This window comes from Photobacterium sp. HL06 (genome assembly GCF_059552575.1).
Genome location: NZ_CM183914.1, coordinates 863,001 through 879,534, shown reverse-complemented (window position 1 = coordinate 879,534; position 16,534 = coordinate 863,001). Strand labels below are relative to the sequence as shown.

The 16,534-nt window shown below is 48.0% G+C and carries 10 protein-coding genes and 7 tRNA genes; 13 read left to right on the top strand and 4 right to left on the bottom strand.

What is annotated here, in order from left to right:
• Positions 1-645: 645 nt before the first annotated feature.
• The 5 genes from AC51G0_RS04400 to AC51G0_RS04380 all read left to right on the top strand — a co-directional run bounded on the left by AC51G0_RS04400 (position 646) and on the right by AC51G0_RS04380 (position 5,947).
• A complete protein-coding gene (locus AC51G0_RS04400) occupies positions 646-1,218 on the top strand; it encodes a sigma-70 family RNA polymerase sigma factor (protein ID WP_496300840.1) in 573 nt (190 codons plus the stop codon).
• Positions 1,205-1,918, top strand: coding sequence for a DUF3379 domain-containing protein (locus tag AC51G0_RS04395; protein ID WP_496300839.1), 714 nt, complete (start codon positions 1,205-1,207; stop codon positions 1,916-1,918). Before AC51G0_RS04400 ends, AC51G0_RS04395 begins: the two co-directional genes overlap by 14 nt.
• Positions 1,919-2,214: 296 nt before the next feature.
• Positions 2,215-3,468 (top strand): outer membrane protein transport protein, encoded by a 1,254-nt coding sequence (locus tag AC51G0_RS04390; RefSeq protein WP_496300838.1) that lies wholly within the window; start codon positions 2,215-2,217, stop codon positions 3,466-3,468.
• Between the two features lie 344 nt (positions 3,469-3,812).
• Positions 3,813-5,069, top strand: coding sequence for an outer membrane protein transport protein (locus AC51G0_RS04385; protein WP_496300837.1), 1,257 nt, complete (start codon positions 3,813-3,815; stop codon positions 5,067-5,069).
• A 233-nt stretch (positions 5,070-5,302) separates the two neighbouring features.
• Positions 5,303-5,947 carry a trimeric intracellular cation channel family protein gene (locus tag AC51G0_RS04380; RefSeq protein ID WP_496300836.1) on the top strand — a complete coding sequence of 215 codons (645 nt, stop codon included), beginning with the start codon at positions 5,303-5,305 and terminating at the stop codon, positions 5,945-5,947.
• A 444-nt stretch (positions 5,948-6,391) separates the two neighbouring features.
• Here the strand turns inward: AC51G0_RS04380 and aroC are convergent, their stop codons facing one another.
• The 4 genes from aroC to AC51G0_RS04360 all read right to left on the bottom strand — a co-directional run bounded on the left by aroC (position 6,392) and on the right by AC51G0_RS04360 (position 13,316).
• Entirely contained in the window at positions 6,392-7,477 is a 1,086-nt protein-coding gene (aroC, locus tag AC51G0_RS04375) for a chorismate synthase (protein ID WP_496300835.1), read from the bottom strand.
• A gap of 308 nt (positions 7,478-7,785) precedes the next feature.
• Positions 7,786-8,871: a 23S rRNA pseudouridine(2604) synthase RluF gene (gene rluF, locus AC51G0_RS04370; protein WP_496300834.1), complete on the bottom strand. Its 1,086-nt coding sequence runs from the start codon at positions 8,869-8,871 to the stop codon at positions 7,786-7,788.
• Between the two features lie 222 nt (positions 8,872-9,093).
• Positions 9,094-12,231 carry a multidrug efflux RND transporter permease subunit gene (locus AC51G0_RS04365; protein ID WP_496300833.1) on the bottom strand — a complete coding sequence of 1,046 codons (3,138 nt, stop codon included), beginning with the start codon at positions 12,229-12,231 and terminating at the stop codon, positions 9,094-9,096.
• Complete coding sequence (locus AC51G0_RS04360) at positions 12,231-13,316, bottom strand: efflux RND transporter periplasmic adaptor subunit (protein WP_496300832.1); 1,086 nt, start codon at positions 13,314-13,316, stop codon at positions 12,231-12,233. Before AC51G0_RS04360 ends, AC51G0_RS04365 begins: the two co-directional genes overlap by 1 nt.
• A 236-nt stretch (positions 13,317-13,552) precedes the next feature.
• On the opposite strand from AC51G0_RS04360, the gene AC51G0_RS04355 reads away from it, so the two are divergent.
• The 8 genes from AC51G0_RS04355 to AC51G0_RS04320 all read left to right on the top strand — a co-directional run bounded on the left by AC51G0_RS04355 (position 13,553) and on the right by AC51G0_RS04320 (position 16,525).
• Positions 13,553-13,637: transfer RNA gene (locus AC51G0_RS04355), tRNA-Tyr, on the top strand.
• 87 nt (positions 13,638-13,724) lie between these two features.
• Positions 13,725-13,809, top strand: a tRNA-Tyr gene (locus AC51G0_RS04350).
• Positions 13,810-13,889: 80 nt separating this feature from the next.
• A tRNA-Tyr gene (locus AC51G0_RS04345) sits at positions 13,890-13,974 on the top strand.
• Between the two features lie 80 nt (positions 13,975-14,054).
• Positions 14,055-14,139 (top strand) — tRNA-Tyr (locus tag AC51G0_RS04340).
• A gap of 80 nt (positions 14,140-14,219) precedes the next feature.
• Positions 14,220-14,304: transfer RNA gene (locus AC51G0_RS04335), tRNA-Tyr, on the top strand.
• Positions 14,305-14,384: 80 nt separating this feature from the next.
• Positions 14,385-14,469, top strand: a tRNA-Tyr gene (locus AC51G0_RS04330).
• Between the two features lie 80 nt (positions 14,470-14,549).
• Positions 14,550-14,634: transfer RNA gene (locus tag AC51G0_RS04325), tRNA-Tyr, on the top strand.
• 160 nt (positions 14,635-14,794) lie between these two features.
• Positions 14,795-16,525, top strand: a complete 1,731-nt coding sequence (locus AC51G0_RS04320; protein WP_496300831.1) for a response regulator — start codon at positions 14,795-14,797, stop codon at positions 16,523-16,525.
• Positions 16,526-16,534: the final 9 nt, after the last annotated feature.

The window sequence follows — 16,534 nt, the reverse complement described above, 5'->3', positions numbered from 1 at the left end:
ATTTGCAGGGCACTCAGTGTGCACAATAGAGGTCTGACCACATCAATTGTAATCAAGTTGTTATTTATTTCAAACAATTGTTTTAAGTATTTACGAGAAGTGAGAAGCGGGAAGCGGGAAGCGGGAAGCGGGAAGCGGGAAGCGGGAAGCGGGAAGCGGGAAGCGGGAAGCGGGAAGCGGGAAGCGGGAAGCGGCGCAGTGTGGATGTGAAGATGTAGGAAGGCAAGCTTTTTTAACTGGATTTATGCATAACGCAACTTGTTGCCTAAGCTGTAAAAATTGCAAAAAAAAACCATACCGATATGGTATGGTTATAATTTACACGGATAACAATCCATGCAAGGTATAAGTCAATTAACATAAAGCCAATTGCAAATCAGGCAGAGCCTGATAGGAGAAAGTAAAGTCAGCCTTCAAAAGGAAGTTGTCATCTTGCTCAACAGATAGTAATCACAAAAAACAGACCTGTTCCACAGAACCGAAATCAATGCTTACCATCAGATGACGTGAACTACTATAGCTTCCTCACGAAGACACAATTTGAACCAGATCAATTTTAGTGCTGATAATCCGATGAATCATGCAATCGCTGAATAAAACGAACCCAAAAACGACACAGCGATTTCTCTTTTGATGGGCAAATTTATGATTAAGCAATTTTTTCGTAAGAAAAAGACGGATGCCTCGGTCTCTGTAGACATGAATAAGCAAAGACGGTACGAAGCCCTTGTCAGGGCCTGGCATCGAGACTTATATCGCTACGCCTACTGGTTGTGCCATGATCCTCACATTGCTGAAGATCTCGTACAGGAAACCTGTTTACGGGCATGGCGCTCTCTCGACAGCCTGCAAGATGACAAAGCCGCCAAATCCTGGCTGATCACTATCCTACGCAGGGAAAACGCACGGCGTTTTGAGCGTAAGCAGCTGGATTTAGTAGACATTGATGACTATGCCATCGCAGATACCAAGCATCAGGGCTCCGAAATGGATGTCGAGCAACAGATCCTGCATAAGCAGATCATGAAACTGGCACCAGAGTACCGAGAGCCATTGGTTTTGCAGGTTATGGCTGGGTTTAACGGCGATGAAATAGCCGAAATCCTCAGCTTGAACCGCAATACCGTAATGACACGCTTGTTCCGCGCCAGAAATCAATTAAAAGAGCAAATTGAAAAGCAATCCGAGCGGAGGGGCCAACAAAATGGACGATCTTGAATTCCGTCGTCGTATCCTGGCAGATCCTAACGACAACAGTCAGGAAATGATCGCTGCGAAAAATGCATCACTAACCAACCGAAAGTTATCTGATGAGCTACTGCAGCTCGATACCAAATTAGAAAGTATATTAAAGGTCGACGTACCCGATGATCTGGCTGATCGGATCTTGTTCCATCAATCAGGCCAACCTGAACAAAATCGAAGTAAAATGCGATTCCACCTTGCTATCGCTGCCTCTATCGCTTTTGTATTCGGTTTGTTTGTCGGCCAGTTTAATTCTCAAATAGTGCCAGCAAGCGCTACCAGTGAAATTGCCCAGGTCGCTTTGGATCATGTCTATGCTGAAGCCCCCTTTATAAATGGCATTGATGAGTCAGTTTCACTGCGCCAAGTTAACGCCAAATTAACGCCATTTGGATCAGAGCTCAATGATCTCCCTGGCCATGTTTACTATGTAAACCATTGCGGTTTTGGTGATAAGAATGCACTGCACATGGTAATGGCCACTGACGGTGGAAAAGTCACTGTTTTTGTTGTGCCGGAACACAGCCCGAATATGTCTTCATTTAGCGACAATAGCAAGCAGGGTGTTGTCATGCCGATTCAGAACGCAAGCTTGATTGTTGTTGGTGAAAAAGGCCAGGACGTCACACCTATCGCCCAGGGGCTGAAATCTGGTCTAAACTGGGAAATTTAACAATTTAACCCAAAAACCCGGCGATCATTGGTAAAATCAATACTAATGGTCGCTTTAATTCCCCATAAATATAATGCAATTCAAAGTGTTACCTTGGTTGCATATTTTGCATTTTACCATCCCTTCACTGCACTATTATTCGTTACACTGCCCGCCATGTTGTTAACTTCGCAATTACAACCAAAGAGTTAGCAACTGGTCTGATTTGATACTTCAGACACCCCACCTACAATCGTGCGCAATCTGCAGGAAATAGCAGATAAAAAGCTGTATATGATTAGGAATAATAAAAAAATATGAACAAGAAGCGTCTGTTTACAAAATCTATGGTTGCTGTAGCAATCACCATGGCATCACAGCAAGCACTGGCTGCTGGTTTCCAGCTAAACGCCCAGTCTGCAACCGGTCTTGGCCGTGCATTTGCGGGTGATGCTGTTATCGCTGATAACGCATCGGCAATGGCACGTAACGCAGCGGCAATGTCGCTGTTTGATGCGCCTGCAATCTCGCTAGGTATCAACGCAATTGATACTGATATCAAGGTTCAAGATGGCACTTATACCAACTCTCCAAACCCATTTCTAAATGGTAACTTGGAAGATCAGCAAGTTGGTGACACGTCTTACGTACCAAATATCTATTACATCCACCCAGTCAACGACAAGTGGACTGTTGGTGCAGGCATCTATTCTAACTTCGGTACCAAAACTGAATTTAGCAGCGACTACGAAGCCAATGGCTTCGGTGGCTTGACTGACGTTAAAAGCGTTAACTTTGCCCTAAGTGCCTCTTATCGCATTAACCAGCAGTGGAGTGTTGGTGGTGGTTTAGATGTCATTTATGGCGAAGGTAAGCTGCAACGTTATATGCCTGAAGCGGAGATCCCGAACTCAGGCGGTATGACAACTCCTCGTGTTGACCTAGTAGATATCGATGCCGACGGTATTGGCTATGGCTTCAACCTAGGTACAGTTTACGAGCTAGATGAAGATAACCGTTTTGGTCTTTCATACCGCTACAGCCCTGAGCTAGAAGTGGATGGCGATATGAGCTATGCCGTTTCAGATATCTCTAATAGTAAGCTGAAGATCCCTCTACCAGATATGGTTGAATTCTCTGGTTTCCACAAACTGAATCAACAGTTTGCTGTTCATTATAGCGTTCAGTGGATTGGCTGGAGCGTCTTTGACAAGCTAGAAACCACAAACGGTGCAAACCTTAACAGCTATGAGTGGAAAGACGGCTGGCACTACGCACTGGGCGGTACTTACTACCTAAACAACGACTGGACACTGCGCGCAGGTTATATGTATGACACCAGCGCACAAGACGAAAAAACGTCGATCTCTGTGCCAGATTCAGATCGTCAATGGTTCTCAGGCGGCTTTAGTTACCACCTAGATTCGAAATCCAACATCGATGTCGGTGTGACTTACCTATTAGGTAAAGATGTATCTGTTGAAGAAAACAATCCGGCGCTAGGTACCGTAACTGCAACTACCCGTGCTAACGCATGGCTATACGGCATCCAGTACAGCCGTTCATTCTAATTCAGCGAACTATTTCGCTTGAGTTAACAAAAAGGAGCCTCTGGCTCCTTTTTTTATTTTGGTGCTAATGTGCTGCTATAAATGATGATTAGCAAAAAAGATAACTTCCCTTCGCTATTTTCAGTGAACACTACGTCGCTGAAACCTCTTTATTGATATACATGTGTACGCTGAAATCTCATCCGACCAGAATGGTGTGATTACTTTATACCAGAGATACCACCACAAAGACCAACCATTAAAGTATAAAAAACTTAACTATCGAGTCAGACAAAGATTTACTTAAAGCTTTTACTCTAAAGCGTATGATTCGCGGCATTACATTTCAGCGAACAATCAGACTGATGAATAAAAACAAAATTACTCTTTCTTTGGCAGCAGCGTTAACACTGGGCATGAGTGCCAATGCAATGGCAGCAGGCTTCCAGCTGGCAGAATACTCAGCAACAGGCCTTGGCCGTGCCTTTGCCGGTGAAGCCGCCATGGCTGACAATGCCAGCACCCAGTTCCGCAACCCAGCGATGATGACATACCTTAAAGGCACGCAAGTGTCTTTGGGTGCTATTTATGTTGATCCGAACATTGATGTCGAAGGACAAACCAATGGTATGCCGACCAAAGCTGAAGATATTGCCAGCTCTGCGGTTATCCCTAACTTCTACCTTTCTCACCAAGTCAATGACCAGTGGTTTCTAGGGCTTGCGCTTGCAACTAACTACGGCATGGAAACTGAGCTGGGTGGCGATTACCTTGCTACAAGTTTCGGTAATCAAGCGAAAGTAACGTCTATGGAGATCAACCCGAACATTGCTTACAAGATCAATGACCAATTTAGTATTGGTGGCGGTGTTCGCTATGTAATTGGTGAAGGACACTTTGGCGCAGCTCTTCCTAAAGCAATGGGTGGCTCTGATCTCAAATACATGGAAGGTGATGATACTGCTTGGGGTTGGCAGCTAGGTGCAGCTTGGCAGATCAATGAGAACAACCGCATTGGTGTAAACTATCGCTCCGCTGTTGATCTGACTCTTGAAGGCGAAGCGTCTGGCCTTGCTTATGATAAAGCGGCTGCGATGCAAGGCAAAACACCCAGCAAAAATTATCCAGGTAGCATGGATTTAACACTTCCTGCAACCGCTGAAATTGCCAGCTTTCACCAGCTAACAGACAAAGTCGCCGTTCATGCAAGCTTTAACTGGACCGACTGGAGTAGCTTTAACAAGCTTGAAGCAAATATTCCATCACTTTTAAGCAGCCCAGATCTGATCAAAGAAGAAAACTGGGAAGATAACTACCGCTTTGCCGTGGGTACAACCTACCAATACTCAAATAAAATAGCACTTCGCACAGGCGTTGCTTACGATACTTCAGCTGTCAGCGAGGAGCACCGTACACAAACAATCCCTGAAACCGATCGTTTATGGCTAAGCTTGGGAGCGGGTTATAAGTGGTCTAATAATCTAGACTTTGATGCAGGCTTTACCTACATTTTTGCTAAAGACGCCTCAATGCAAGAAACAGACGACCAACTAGGCTCTTTCGAAGGTGAAACCACAGGTAACATCTGGCTAGTCGGCGTACAGGCAAACTACCGTTTCTAATACTTAGGAGCGAGTGACGAGAACCTAGATCCTCGAACCAGGAACCAGGAACCAGGAACCAGGAACCAGTTTATAAAGAGAGTGCATTGATATGCACTCTCTTTTTTATTTAATTTACCAATTAGCATGAATTGAATTCATCTATTAGGAAAAACAATTCATTCGACGTCACAAAAATTGCCACCTAAAATCGTATTTTCTTTTGCATTCTTATTAATTCATCAATTTTTCTCATGCTTTTAACAATACTATATATTATCGGTATAACTGCCGAAGCAATGACTGGCGCCCTGGCTGCTGGCAAACGCCATATGGACTGGTTTGGTGTCATGCTGGTTGCCAGCGCCACAGCAATTGGCGGCGGTACAGTGCGTGATATACTGCTGGGGCACTACCCGCTCGGTTGGGTAGCGAACCCTCAGTACCTTGCTATTACTTGCCTGGCTGGCCTGTTTACCACCATGGTGGCTCCACAGGTTGTTCGCTTTCATAAAATCTTTGTCCTGCTCGATTCTCTGGGGCTCATTGTATTTAGTATCATCGGCTGCCGTGTTGCCATGGATATGAACCTGTCGCCGCTGATCTGTATTGTGGCGGCTGTCGTCACCGGGGTCTTTGGCGGTTTGTTACGAGATTTGATTTGTCGCCGTCCGCCAATGGTGCTGCATAAAGAGCTGTATGCATCAGTTGCCTTCATGGCCGGGGGAATGTACTACGCGATGATGTACTTTGCTGTGCCCGAGACGATCACCACCATTACGACTTTGGTGCTTGGCTTTGCAGTACGTGTTGCCGCGGTTCAGTTTGGCTGGAGTCTGCCGGTATTTAAGTTTGAGGATGTCGGCAAGGTCAACGAAGAGCTGAAGCGTGAAGCGTGAAGCGTGAAGCGTGAAGCGTGAAGCGTGAAGCGTGAAGCGTGAAGCGTGAAGCGTGAAGCGTGAAGCGTGAAGCGTGAAGCGTGAAGCGTGAAGCGTGAAGCGTGAAGCGTGAAGCGTGAAGCGTGAAGCGTGAAGCGTGAAGCGTGAAGCGTGAAGCGTGAAGCGTGAAGCGTGAAGCGTGAAGCGTGAAGCGTGAAGCGTGAAGCGTGAAGCGTGAAGCGTGAAGCGTGAAGCGTGAAGCGTGAAGCGTGAAGCGTGAAGCGTGAAGCGTGAAGCGTGAAGCGTGAAGCGTGAAGCGTGAAGCGTCGCAGATGATAAAAGCAAAAAGCGAGAGTCAACAACAACTCTCGCTTTTTCTCGCTTCACGGAGCGAAGCGTAACCCGCAATCTCGCTTCCAAGGCGGAGCCTTCCCCCGCTTCTTTTTAGGCCCTAGGGCCTAAAAATCAAATCTTCGGTGTCTCTGTGACCACATCTGCATTCTGTCCACGGTTACGCAGCAGATGATCCATCAAGGTAATGGCTAGCATTGCTTCGGCAATCGGCACCGCGCGGATACCTACGCATGGATCATGGCGGCCTTTAGTGATCACTTCTGCGCTCTCACCCTGGCGGTTAATTGTTTCACCCGGTACGGTAATACTTGAAGTCGGCTTCAGGGCAATATGCGCTACCACATCCTGACCGGAAGAGATCCCACCCAAGATGCCGCCAGCATGGTTGGTTTTGAAGCCTTCTGGCGTCATTGCATCGCGATGCTCGCTGCCACGTTGCTCAACCACATCGAAACCATCACCAATCTCAACGCCTTTCACTGCGTTGATACTCATCAATGAATGGGCAATATCTGCATCAAGGCGATCAAAAACAGGTTCTCCCAGACCAACAGGTACATTGCTGGCTACGACAGTCAGCTTGGCTCCGATGGAATCGCCTTCTTTCTTTAGCTTGCGGATCAGCTCGTCAAATGCATCAACTTTATCAGCATCAGGACAGAAAAATGCATTCTGCTCAATCTGATCCCAGTCGACTTTATCAATCGTGACATCGCCCATCTGGGACAGGTAGGCACGTACTTCAATACCATGCACTTGCTTGAGGTATTTCTTGGCTACAGCACCAGCGGCCACACGCATTGCCGTTTCACGAGCCGATGAACGGCCACCGCCACGATAATCACGCACGCCATATTTCTGGTGGTAAGTGTAATCAGCATGTCCCGGACGGAACTTATCTTTGATGTTTGAATAGTCTTTTGAGCGCTGATCAGTATTTTCGATCAACAGGCCAATCGAGGTACCGGTTGTCTGCCCTTCAAAGACACCTGATAGAATTTTCACTTCATCAGGTTCACGGCGCTGCGTCGTGTACTTGGAAGTACCAGGACGGCGACGGTCCAAATCATGCTGCATGTCAGCTTCAGTCAGCGCTAATCCCGGAGGACAGCCATCAATGATGCACCCTAGTGCCAGGCCATGACTTTCACCAAAGGTAGTGACGCGAAAAAGTTGTCCTATCGTATTGCCTGCCATTACTTCCTCTGTGTTTTTCTGATGCTTCTTGATACCAACTCAATGTGTTTTTCTAGTTGGTATGCTCATAATTATGACTTCGTTAATGAGTACATAGTGCAAATTAGTCGCAGGGAATGCAAGGGGGGAATTATCTTAATATTTGAGAAAGAATTGGAGCCTGCTGGGTTCAGTTGAGCAGGAAGGCGAAAACATGGGAGCAGGAGTATTGATGTAACTATGATGATAGCGAGAGAAGCATCTCTCGCTACTTGATCATCGTATGTCACAATACCTGTCAGGGACTCTAGCAGAGGCCTTGAGCAAAATTACGAGCTTTTTTTAGATTTCCACTTCTTGATACCGCTCGAACCTGAATTCTGGCTACGAGAGAAATCATTATCGCGGCTAGGCTTACTGTGGCCAGGTTTGTTACCACGATTAGGACGAGAACCACGGCGATCATCAGAACGCGACTCATCGCGCTCACCAGAGCGGCGCTTACGATTGAACTCACCTTTACCTTTATAGGTTTTGTACTGCACCTTATCGCTATTACGCTGTTCGGCATCTTGCTGGCGACTGTCAAATAGCTTGGCATCGGTGGCTTTCTTGATTGATGAACCTTTGCCATCAACCTGCGACGCTTCTTCCGTACCGCTGGAAGCCGAAATCAGGCTGTGAATTTCAGCAATTTCGGCATCTGTCAGGTAGCGCCATTTACCATTAGGCAATCCATCGATACTGATGTTCATGATGCGAACGCGGCGCAGCTTGAATACGTCATAGCCCAGCGTCTCACACATACGACGGATCTGGCGGTTCAGGCCCTGCGTCAACACGATACGGAATGAATACGTCGTTTCCTTAGTGACTTTACATGGCAAAGTCACGGTATCGAGGATTTCAACGCCTGAAGCCATCTTGTCGATAAATTCCTGGGTGATCGGCTTATCAACACGGACCACATACTCTTTTTCATGCGAGTTGCCCGCACGCAAGATTTTGTTGACGATATCACCGTCATTGGTCAGGAAGATCAGGCCATCAGATGGCTTATCCAGACGGCCAATTGGGAAAATACGCTTACGGTGGCCAATGAAGTCAACAATGTTATCTTTCACATGGCGCTCAGTGGTACAGGTAATGCCGGTCGGCTTGTTCAGCGCGATATAGATTGGCTTCTCTTTGGCGCGCAGGGGCTTGTCGTCCACCAGCACCTCGTCACCCGGCTGTACTTTCATGCCCATTTCCGGCACCTGGCCGTTGATGGTCACTCGGCCTTGATCAATTAGCTTGTCCGCCTCACGGCGTGAGCAAAAGCCCGTATCACTGATAAATTTATTTAAACGTACTGCTTTTGCCTGATTCTGGTCGGCATTGTCAGTTGAATTCTGAGGCTGGTTCTGAGACATGATGTTCTTCTTTAATGAGCGTTTCGCAACGCGATCAAGGTCAGTTAAATTGGCTTTATACCAAACTGAATAATTATCTGGCCTGATTGGATCAGATAATTGTTCAGTTTGGTATTACTCCCTAATTCTACCAACCCCGCCGGGTACTGGAAAAGGAATAATGAAAAAAACCGCCCAAATAGGCGGTTTCTAGTTAAGAAAAACTTCAGTCTTTCACCAAGACTAACTTTCCCTGGCTTCCGGCAGCTCACCGTGGCTGGTACGACCGATATAATCATGCTGCAGGGCTTTTTCCAGCTGCTCGGCAACATGACCTGGCGAGGCGGTTTTCTCCGACATCAAACGGTACATCGCAGGGATCACCAATAACGTCACAAAAGTCGCAAAGGCCATCCCGAAGAACACTACCGTACCAACGGCAACCCGGCTTTCCGCCCCTGCCCCTGTCGACAGGATCAATGGCACCGAACCGAACAAGGTCGTAAACGCGGTCATCAAAATCGGGCGCAAGCGACGCTCAGAAGCATCAATAATGGCTTGCTCGAAGGCCACACCTTTATCGCGGAGCTGATTGGCAAACTCGACGATCAGAATACCGTTCTTGGTTACCATCCCGATCAGCATAATCATCCCTATCTGGCTAAAAATATTCAGGCTCTGGTTCAAGATCAACAAGCCCGCCAGGCCACCGAATATCCCCATTGGCACCGTCAGCATCACTACCATCGGGTTAATGAAGCTCTCAAACTGAGCGGCCAGTACCAAATACGCCACCAGCAATGCCAAACCGAATACCAACAGAATACTGCTCTGGTTCTCACGGAAATCCTTTGATTCTCCGGCATAGTCAATCACGATATCACTAGGCAGCATGTCCAATGCCTTGGCATCAAGAAATTCCAGCGCCTCACCCAGGGTATAGCCAGGCACCAGGTTTGCTTTCAACGTGATCGATTTTTGTTTCTGGTTATGGCTCAGCTTCTGCGCCGACGCTACCTCCTCGACTTCTGCGACAGATTCCAAAGTGATCAGCTGGCCGGAACGAGCCCTGACATAAATCTGGCTCAGATCCGTTGCATTATTAAAGCTGTTCTCATCACCTCGCAGGTAAACGTCATACTCTTCACCGCGATCAACAAAAGTGGTTTCACTGCGGCCGCCTAGCATGATTTCCAAGGTCTCGGCAATGTCAGAAACCGGTATACCCAGCTCAGCAGCACGCTGGCGATTCACGGTGACCACCAGCTCAGGGGTTGTTTCTGCATAGTCCAGATCAACCCCTTCCATCATCGGGCTGGCCTCTGCGATATCCATCAGCTGACTTGCCCACTGAAACAGCTCGTCGTAGTCAGCCCCGTTAAGAACAAACTGTATCGGCTCTGACGATCCGCCGCGAAAGCCTGGCATAAACGGCCACACCCGTACATCGGGGATCCCTTGCAATGCCTTGCGTACCATCCCCAGCGCCTCGGAAGCCGATACACTACGATCTTCCCAGTTCTCCAGCGGCATGATGACAAAACCGGTCTGATCGCCAGCATTACCGCCAAAAGCTGGAGTCTGAATAGATAGCGATTTGATCACTCCTTCACCAACCATCGGCAGCAACCGACGCTCGACTTCTTCGACATTGCCGACCATCCGGTTATAGCTAGTCCCCTCGGCGCCTTTGACAAAGGCAAAAATCACCCCGCGATCTTCCTGCGGTGCCAACTGAGAAGGTACTGATTTCATCAACACGGCACTGAGGCCAATGAAAGCTATAACAATCAGTGGCGCAGCATATCGATATCGCACCGAAAAGGTCACAACTTGACGGTAACGTGCCTCCAGTTTACCGAACATGCTATCAACCCACTGGTTGAATTTGCTCGGCTTTACATTCGCCTTCAGCAACTTGCTACCGAGTACCGGGCTTAACGTCAGGGCCACCAGTGACGAGAAGATCACCGACACCGCCAGCAGTACAGAGAACTCGGTAAATAACGGACCAACCATACCGTCCATGAAAGAGATCGGCAGAAAGACCATCACCAGTACGACGGTTGTCGCCACAACAGCAAATCCAACTTCTCGCGTTCCTTTATAGGCCGCCAACAGCGGAGGCTCACCTTTTTCGATATGGTGGTAGATATTCTCCACCACCACGATGGCGTCATCGACCACCAGGCCTATAGCCAGGATCAGTGCCATCAGGGTAAGCAGGTTGATCGAAAAGCCCAGGAAGTACGCCACCATGAAAGCTGAAATCAATGAAACCGGTACAGTAATTGCTGGGATCAACGTTGCCCGTGCCTGGCCGATAAAGATATACAACACCAACACCACCAGCAAACCAGTCACAAATAAGGTACTGTAAACTTCGCTGATCGATCGGTCGATAAACACGGTAGAGTCATAGTCGACATACAGTGAAGTCCCTTCAGGAACAAACCGCTGCATACGCTCAACTTCTGCATGAACCTCTGTTGCAACATTCAACGGGTTGGCATCGGTCATGGTTACCATGCCAAGGCTAAGGTTGGAGACACCGTTATTTTTGAAAGTGGCGTTCTCGTTCTGAGCCCCAATAGACACCTTCGCGACATCTTTTAGGTAAATCGGGGTTCCATCATCGGCAGTACGCACAACCAGATAAGCAAAATCATCAGGCGTCCGGTACAGGCGCGCGGTTCGTACCGACATGGTGGTCGTATCATTACGCACTTCCCCCCCCGGCAGCTCAACATTCTCGTCATTGAGCGCATCCACGATATCTTTGGTGGTTACCCCACGACCTGCCATCTGCTCCGGTAGCAGCTTCACGTACATCACCCGGTACAGGGCACCGCTTAATTGCACCGAGCTGACACCGTTGATCAGGCTGAAGCGGTCCATCAGTACCCGCTCGGCATAATCCGTCAGCTGAGTCCTATCCATGGTATTTGATGTCAAGTTGATATAAAGCGCAGGCTCGTCAGAACCATTGTCTTTTGATACCACGGGATCATCGGCTTCATCAGGCAGGCTACGCTGGGCCCGGGAAACGGCATCACGCACATCACTGACGCCTTCGGTCAGGTTCCAACCCATCTCGAACTCAATTTTGATCCGGGAGGAGCCATTGCGGGTTGTCGAGGTTATACTGTCGATCCCGCTGATCCCCGATAACTGATCTTCAAGTACCGTGGTCACCCGGCTCTCCATAATCGTCGCGGATGCGCCCTCATAGCGGGTCGATATGCTAACTACCGGGTTTTCGACGTCTGGCATTTCCCTGACAGACAGCTTAGTAAAAGAGACAATACCGAATACGCACAGCAGCAAGCTTAAAACAATTGCAACAACCGGGCGCTTAACGGAGACATCTGATAACCACATTAGGCACTGTCTCCCGATGCAAGTTGCTTCTTAGCAGTGAGATCATTGATCTTACTCCCGTCGCGCATGTTTACCAGCCCCTGCACAACGAGACGATCACCAATATTAATACCCGATTCAATCACCACTTCATTCTCAACCCGGGCCCCCAGTGTTACTTCAGTACGGCGGGCAATATTCTGCTCATCAACCAAGTAGACGAAACGCTTGGTGCCGGAATATTCCAGTGCCTGCACAGGAATGATCGCGGCATCCTGAGGCACAAAACCAATCGTGGCCGCCATCAGCATTCCTGGCTTTAGCTTGTTATCGATATTGTTGAAATTCACCCGGACTTTAATATTGAGGGAATCAGCCTGAACCCGGGAATCAATGGCCTGAATTTCGCCCACAAATTCCCGTCCCGGCCATGCCTGGCTGGTTGCCGTTACCGACATACCTTCTATCAGAAAAGAGAGATACTGCTCGGGAACCTGAATATCCAAGCGCATTGATGACAGATCATCGAGAGAGAATAGCTCACTACCAACGGTTAGCATGTGGCCCGGACTGATATCAATCAATCCTACCGTGCCGGCAAAAGGGGCATGAATGGCATGGTCATCCAATTCGGCCTTTGCAGCCTTCAGCCTGGCATCGGCAATACTCACACTGGCCAGCTGGGCATCGAGCTCAGTCTGAGTAATAGCGCCGCGATTAACCAGGCTCTTATACTCACGGTATTTACGCTTTTCATCATTTAAATACGCCAGTGCTTCCTCGTAAGCTGCACGCGCTTTGGCATCATCAAGCTGAACCAGTAGTTCCCCTTTGGTAACCTGGCTATTTACGCCAGCCACAATACTCTCGACCTTGGCTGCCACCTGAGTCGCGACATTCACCGAACGCTGCGCCTCTAATTTACCGACCAGTGCCAACGACTGAGCAACAGGGTGTGAAGACACTTCTCCCGTCGTCACCGGAATAAGCCGACTAGCCCCCGGCGCTGCTTTTTTTTCTGCCGCGTGGGATTCGCCCTGAAAATACAAAAAACCGCCACCAGAAAGAGCAGCCGTTACCAGTGCTGCTACAAGGATTTTTTTCATGATAAAAACCGCTTAAAGAAAACTGATTGAATAATATCGAAACCAAACCTTAAACGGGGTAAAGAAATGTAAAGTTAAGCAATAATCCGTTTATATGTTGCGAAGGTGGCGCTAACAAACGTGGTGTAATGTCCTGACAATCAACAATATGATGAAAATAGCAGCATGCAGACAAAATTTCGCAGGAAAAGGGTTTACAGTAACGCAATGTTTGCTATTATCCGCTCCGCACTTGTGGAGGGGTTCCCGAGTGGCCAAAGGGATCAGACTGTAAATCTGACGGCTCCGCCTTCGAAGGTTCGAATCCTTCCCCCTCCACCATTATTCTTGAAAGCTGTTCCTTTTTTGTTGTAAGGTACATCTTTCAGGCCAAAACAAGTTATATTTACTTGTGGCAAAAAAACCCGTGGAGGGGTTCCCGAGTGGCCAAAGGGATCAGACTGTAAATCTGACGGCTCTGCCTTCGATGGTTCGAATCCATCTCCCTCCACCATCATTTTGAAAATTGTTTAACTCGTAAGAGTGGCCAACAGTTTTCTGGCTTTGAAAGCCAAACAACTAGCAACACCCCGTGGAGGGGTTCCCGAGTGGCCAAAGGGATCAGACTGTAAATCTGACGGCTCCGCCTTCGATGGTTCGAATCCATCTCCCTCCACCATCATTTTGAAAATTGTTTAACTCGTAAGAGTGGCCAACAGTTTTCTGGCTTTGAAAGCCAAACAACTAGCAACACCCCGTGGAGGGGTTCCCGAGTGGCCAAAGGGATCAGACTGTAAATCTGACGGCTCCGCCTTCGATGGTTCGAATCCATCTCCCTCCACCATCATTTTGAAAATTGTTTAACTCGTAAGAGTGGCCAACAGTTTTCTGGCTTTGAAAGCCAAACAACTAGCAACACCCCGTGGAGGGGTTCCCGAGTGGCCAAAGGGATCAGACTGTAAATCTGACGGCTCCGCCTTCGATGGTTCGAATCCATCTCCCTCCACCATCATTTTGAAAATTGTTTAACTCGTAAGAGTGGCCAACAGTTTTCTGGCTTTGAAAGCCAAACAACTAGCAACACCCCGTGGAGGGGTTCCCGAGTGGCCAAAGGGATCAGACTGTAAATCTGACGGCTCCGCCTTCGATGGTTCGAATCCATCTCCCTCCACCATCATTTTGAAAATTGTTTAACTCGTAAGAGTGGCCAACAGTTTTCTGGCTTTGAAAGCCAAACAATTAGCAATACCCCGTGGAGGGGTTCCCGAGTGGCCAAAGGGATCAGACTGTAAATCTGACGGCTCCGCCTTCGATGGTTCGAATCCATCTCCCTCCACCATTCTTCAAGCCAGTTGCGAAAGCAGCTGGCTTTTTTTGTTTTGTCCTTATCAAAAAAAGACTACCCTATTAATAAGAATCTCTTTTTTGAGACAGACTATCTTGAGAAAACAACTAGAGTAAAACCAGATGCATATTTAACACGAACGCAAGGATGTGAAATGTCCCGGAGCCAGAGCAATAGCCAGCAACCCGTTGATGTTGATTTCAACAAGTTAAAGGTATTGATTGTTGACGATCAACGTACTGCTGCGTTGATGTTAAAAAGCCTCCTGCACAAACTTGATATTAACGATATTGATATTTCACTGACCCATCAGGACGCTATCGAAAGCTGCAAAAAAAATCACTACCACCTCTTGCTGACCGACTATCACCTAGATACCACTCTTAATGGTTTTGAGCTGCTTTGCCTACTCCGGCGGCGCAAATATGTCTCTGCAGACTGTGGCATCATTATGATCTCCGGCGACACGTCCACCGAAGTGATCCTGACCTCCATGGCTGTAGAGCCCGATAGCTTTATGACCAAGCCTATTACACCGGCGATATTAAAGAAAAAACTGCTTGAAGTACGTACCGCCTGCATAGAGCGCAAGCCTATCTACGAAGCACTTGAAGTTCACGGGATCCCCAAGGCTATTGATGAATGTAAGAAACAACTCCGGTTATTGGGGCATAACCATAGAATCGAAGCATTGTTGCTGGATCTACTCATTGAATCCAATCAGTGGGAGCAAGCTGAGCGTATTACCGATATTCTAAAAAAGGAAAATCCCACCCATAAAGTCAGCCTGATTGAAGCTCGCCTGCTACACCACAAAGGCAAAGTAACAGAAGCCATCGCGGTACTCGAACTGTTGATCCAACGCTCTCCACTAATCATGGACGCCTATGACTGTTTATCTATTTACCAGGAAGAAAACAAACAATACTATGACGCGCTGGCGACGGCTGAAACTGCCTTGCACTTCACGCCAAGTATCAGTCAGCGGTCACTGACCGTAGCCCAGTTAGCCGCCGATCTCAATAAAGAAGACAGCCTTATTACGGCAGGAAAAACATTAGCAGCAAGGCTGCCAATTATTGATATTGGCTGGATTATCTGTTTTGCCGAATTCACTGCCATTTTTGAACAGCTTTACTTCTCTCTGCACTCAAACAAAAATCGCCGGCACCTCAGGCAAGAGCTGAAAGCCATTCATCATCGTGCCCACATCAGGCTCCTGCCAACTCAGCAGCCGTTTTTGACCAGCTTTGGCCATATCACCCTGGCAAGACTTTTTCTGGCCCAAGAGCAGCCACTCAAGGCCAAACGTCGGTTGATGCTTGGGTTGTCGACCTACTTTGACGCCATCACCAAGCTGCCTTCTGTGATCCTCGCCGATGTGTTACCAGCCTTGGCACACCTAGGAGAAACAAGGATCATTGGTGAAATCTACCGTGCTCTGAAGCTTAGAGATAGCTTTGACGGCCATAGCCAGAATCGCCTTAACGCACTTAGCACGAATGAAACGCTAATGCAGTCAGTCAAAAACCTAGAAAAAACCCTGGCCCATTGCTACCAGCTGCTCAATACCCAGCAAGCAGGCCAAGCACTGGTTCTCTATGAACAGGTTCTCATCGATTATCCCTACTGCAGTGAGGCCCATATTGGTCGGCTACAGTGTCTATACCAAGCGAAATTGTTTAGCGAGCCGAAAATACGACAAAGCCTACAGGCAGTGACATCAATGCCACTGCCTGATGAGCTTGCACAATGGCGTGATCGACTGCTAACACAGATGAGTGCTCCGTCAAGCTCCCCCCGCCAGATGCATCTCGCATTGGCCTATAAACGCAGAGCCAACAAGTCTCTGCTCACCAGTGATACGGCAGCGCTGGCCAGCTGATACCAAGCT

Coding starts and splice junctions, on each gene's coding strand:
- rluF (WP_496300834.1), bottom strand. CDS start 8,871: ATGTCTCAGAACCAGCCTCAGAATTCAACTGACAATGCCGACCAGAAT.
- AC51G0_RS04390 (WP_496300838.1), top strand. CDS start 2,215: ATGAACAAGAAGCGTCTGTTTACAAAATCTATGGTTGCTGTAGCAATC.
- AC51G0_RS04320 (WP_496300831.1), top strand. CDS start 14,795: ATGTCCCGGAGCCAGAGCAATAGCCAGCAACCCGTTGATGTTGATTTC.
- AC51G0_RS04365 (WP_496300833.1), bottom strand. CDS start 12,231: ATGTGGTTATCAGATGTCTCCGTTAAGCGCCCGGTTGTTGCAATTGTT.
- AC51G0_RS04385 (WP_496300837.1), top strand. CDS start 3,813: ATGAATAAAAACAAAATTACTCTTTCTTTGGCAGCAGCGTTAACACTG.
- aroC (WP_496300835.1), bottom strand. CDS start 7,477: ATGGCAGGCAATACGATAGGACAACTTTTTCGCGTCACTACCTTTGGT.
- AC51G0_RS04395 (WP_496300839.1), top strand. CDS start 1,205: ATGGACGATCTTGAATTCCGTCGTCGTATCCTGGCAGATCCTAACGAC.
- AC51G0_RS04360 (WP_496300832.1), bottom strand. CDS start 13,316: ATGAAAAAAATCCTTGTAGCAGCACTGGTAACGGCTGCTCTTTCTGGT.
- AC51G0_RS04400 (WP_496300840.1), top strand. CDS start 646: ATGATTAAGCAATTTTTTCGTAAGAAAAAGACGGATGCCTCGGTCTCT.
- AC51G0_RS04380 (WP_496300836.1), top strand. CDS start 5,303: ATGCTTTTAACAATACTATATATTATCGGTATAACTGCCGAAGCAATG.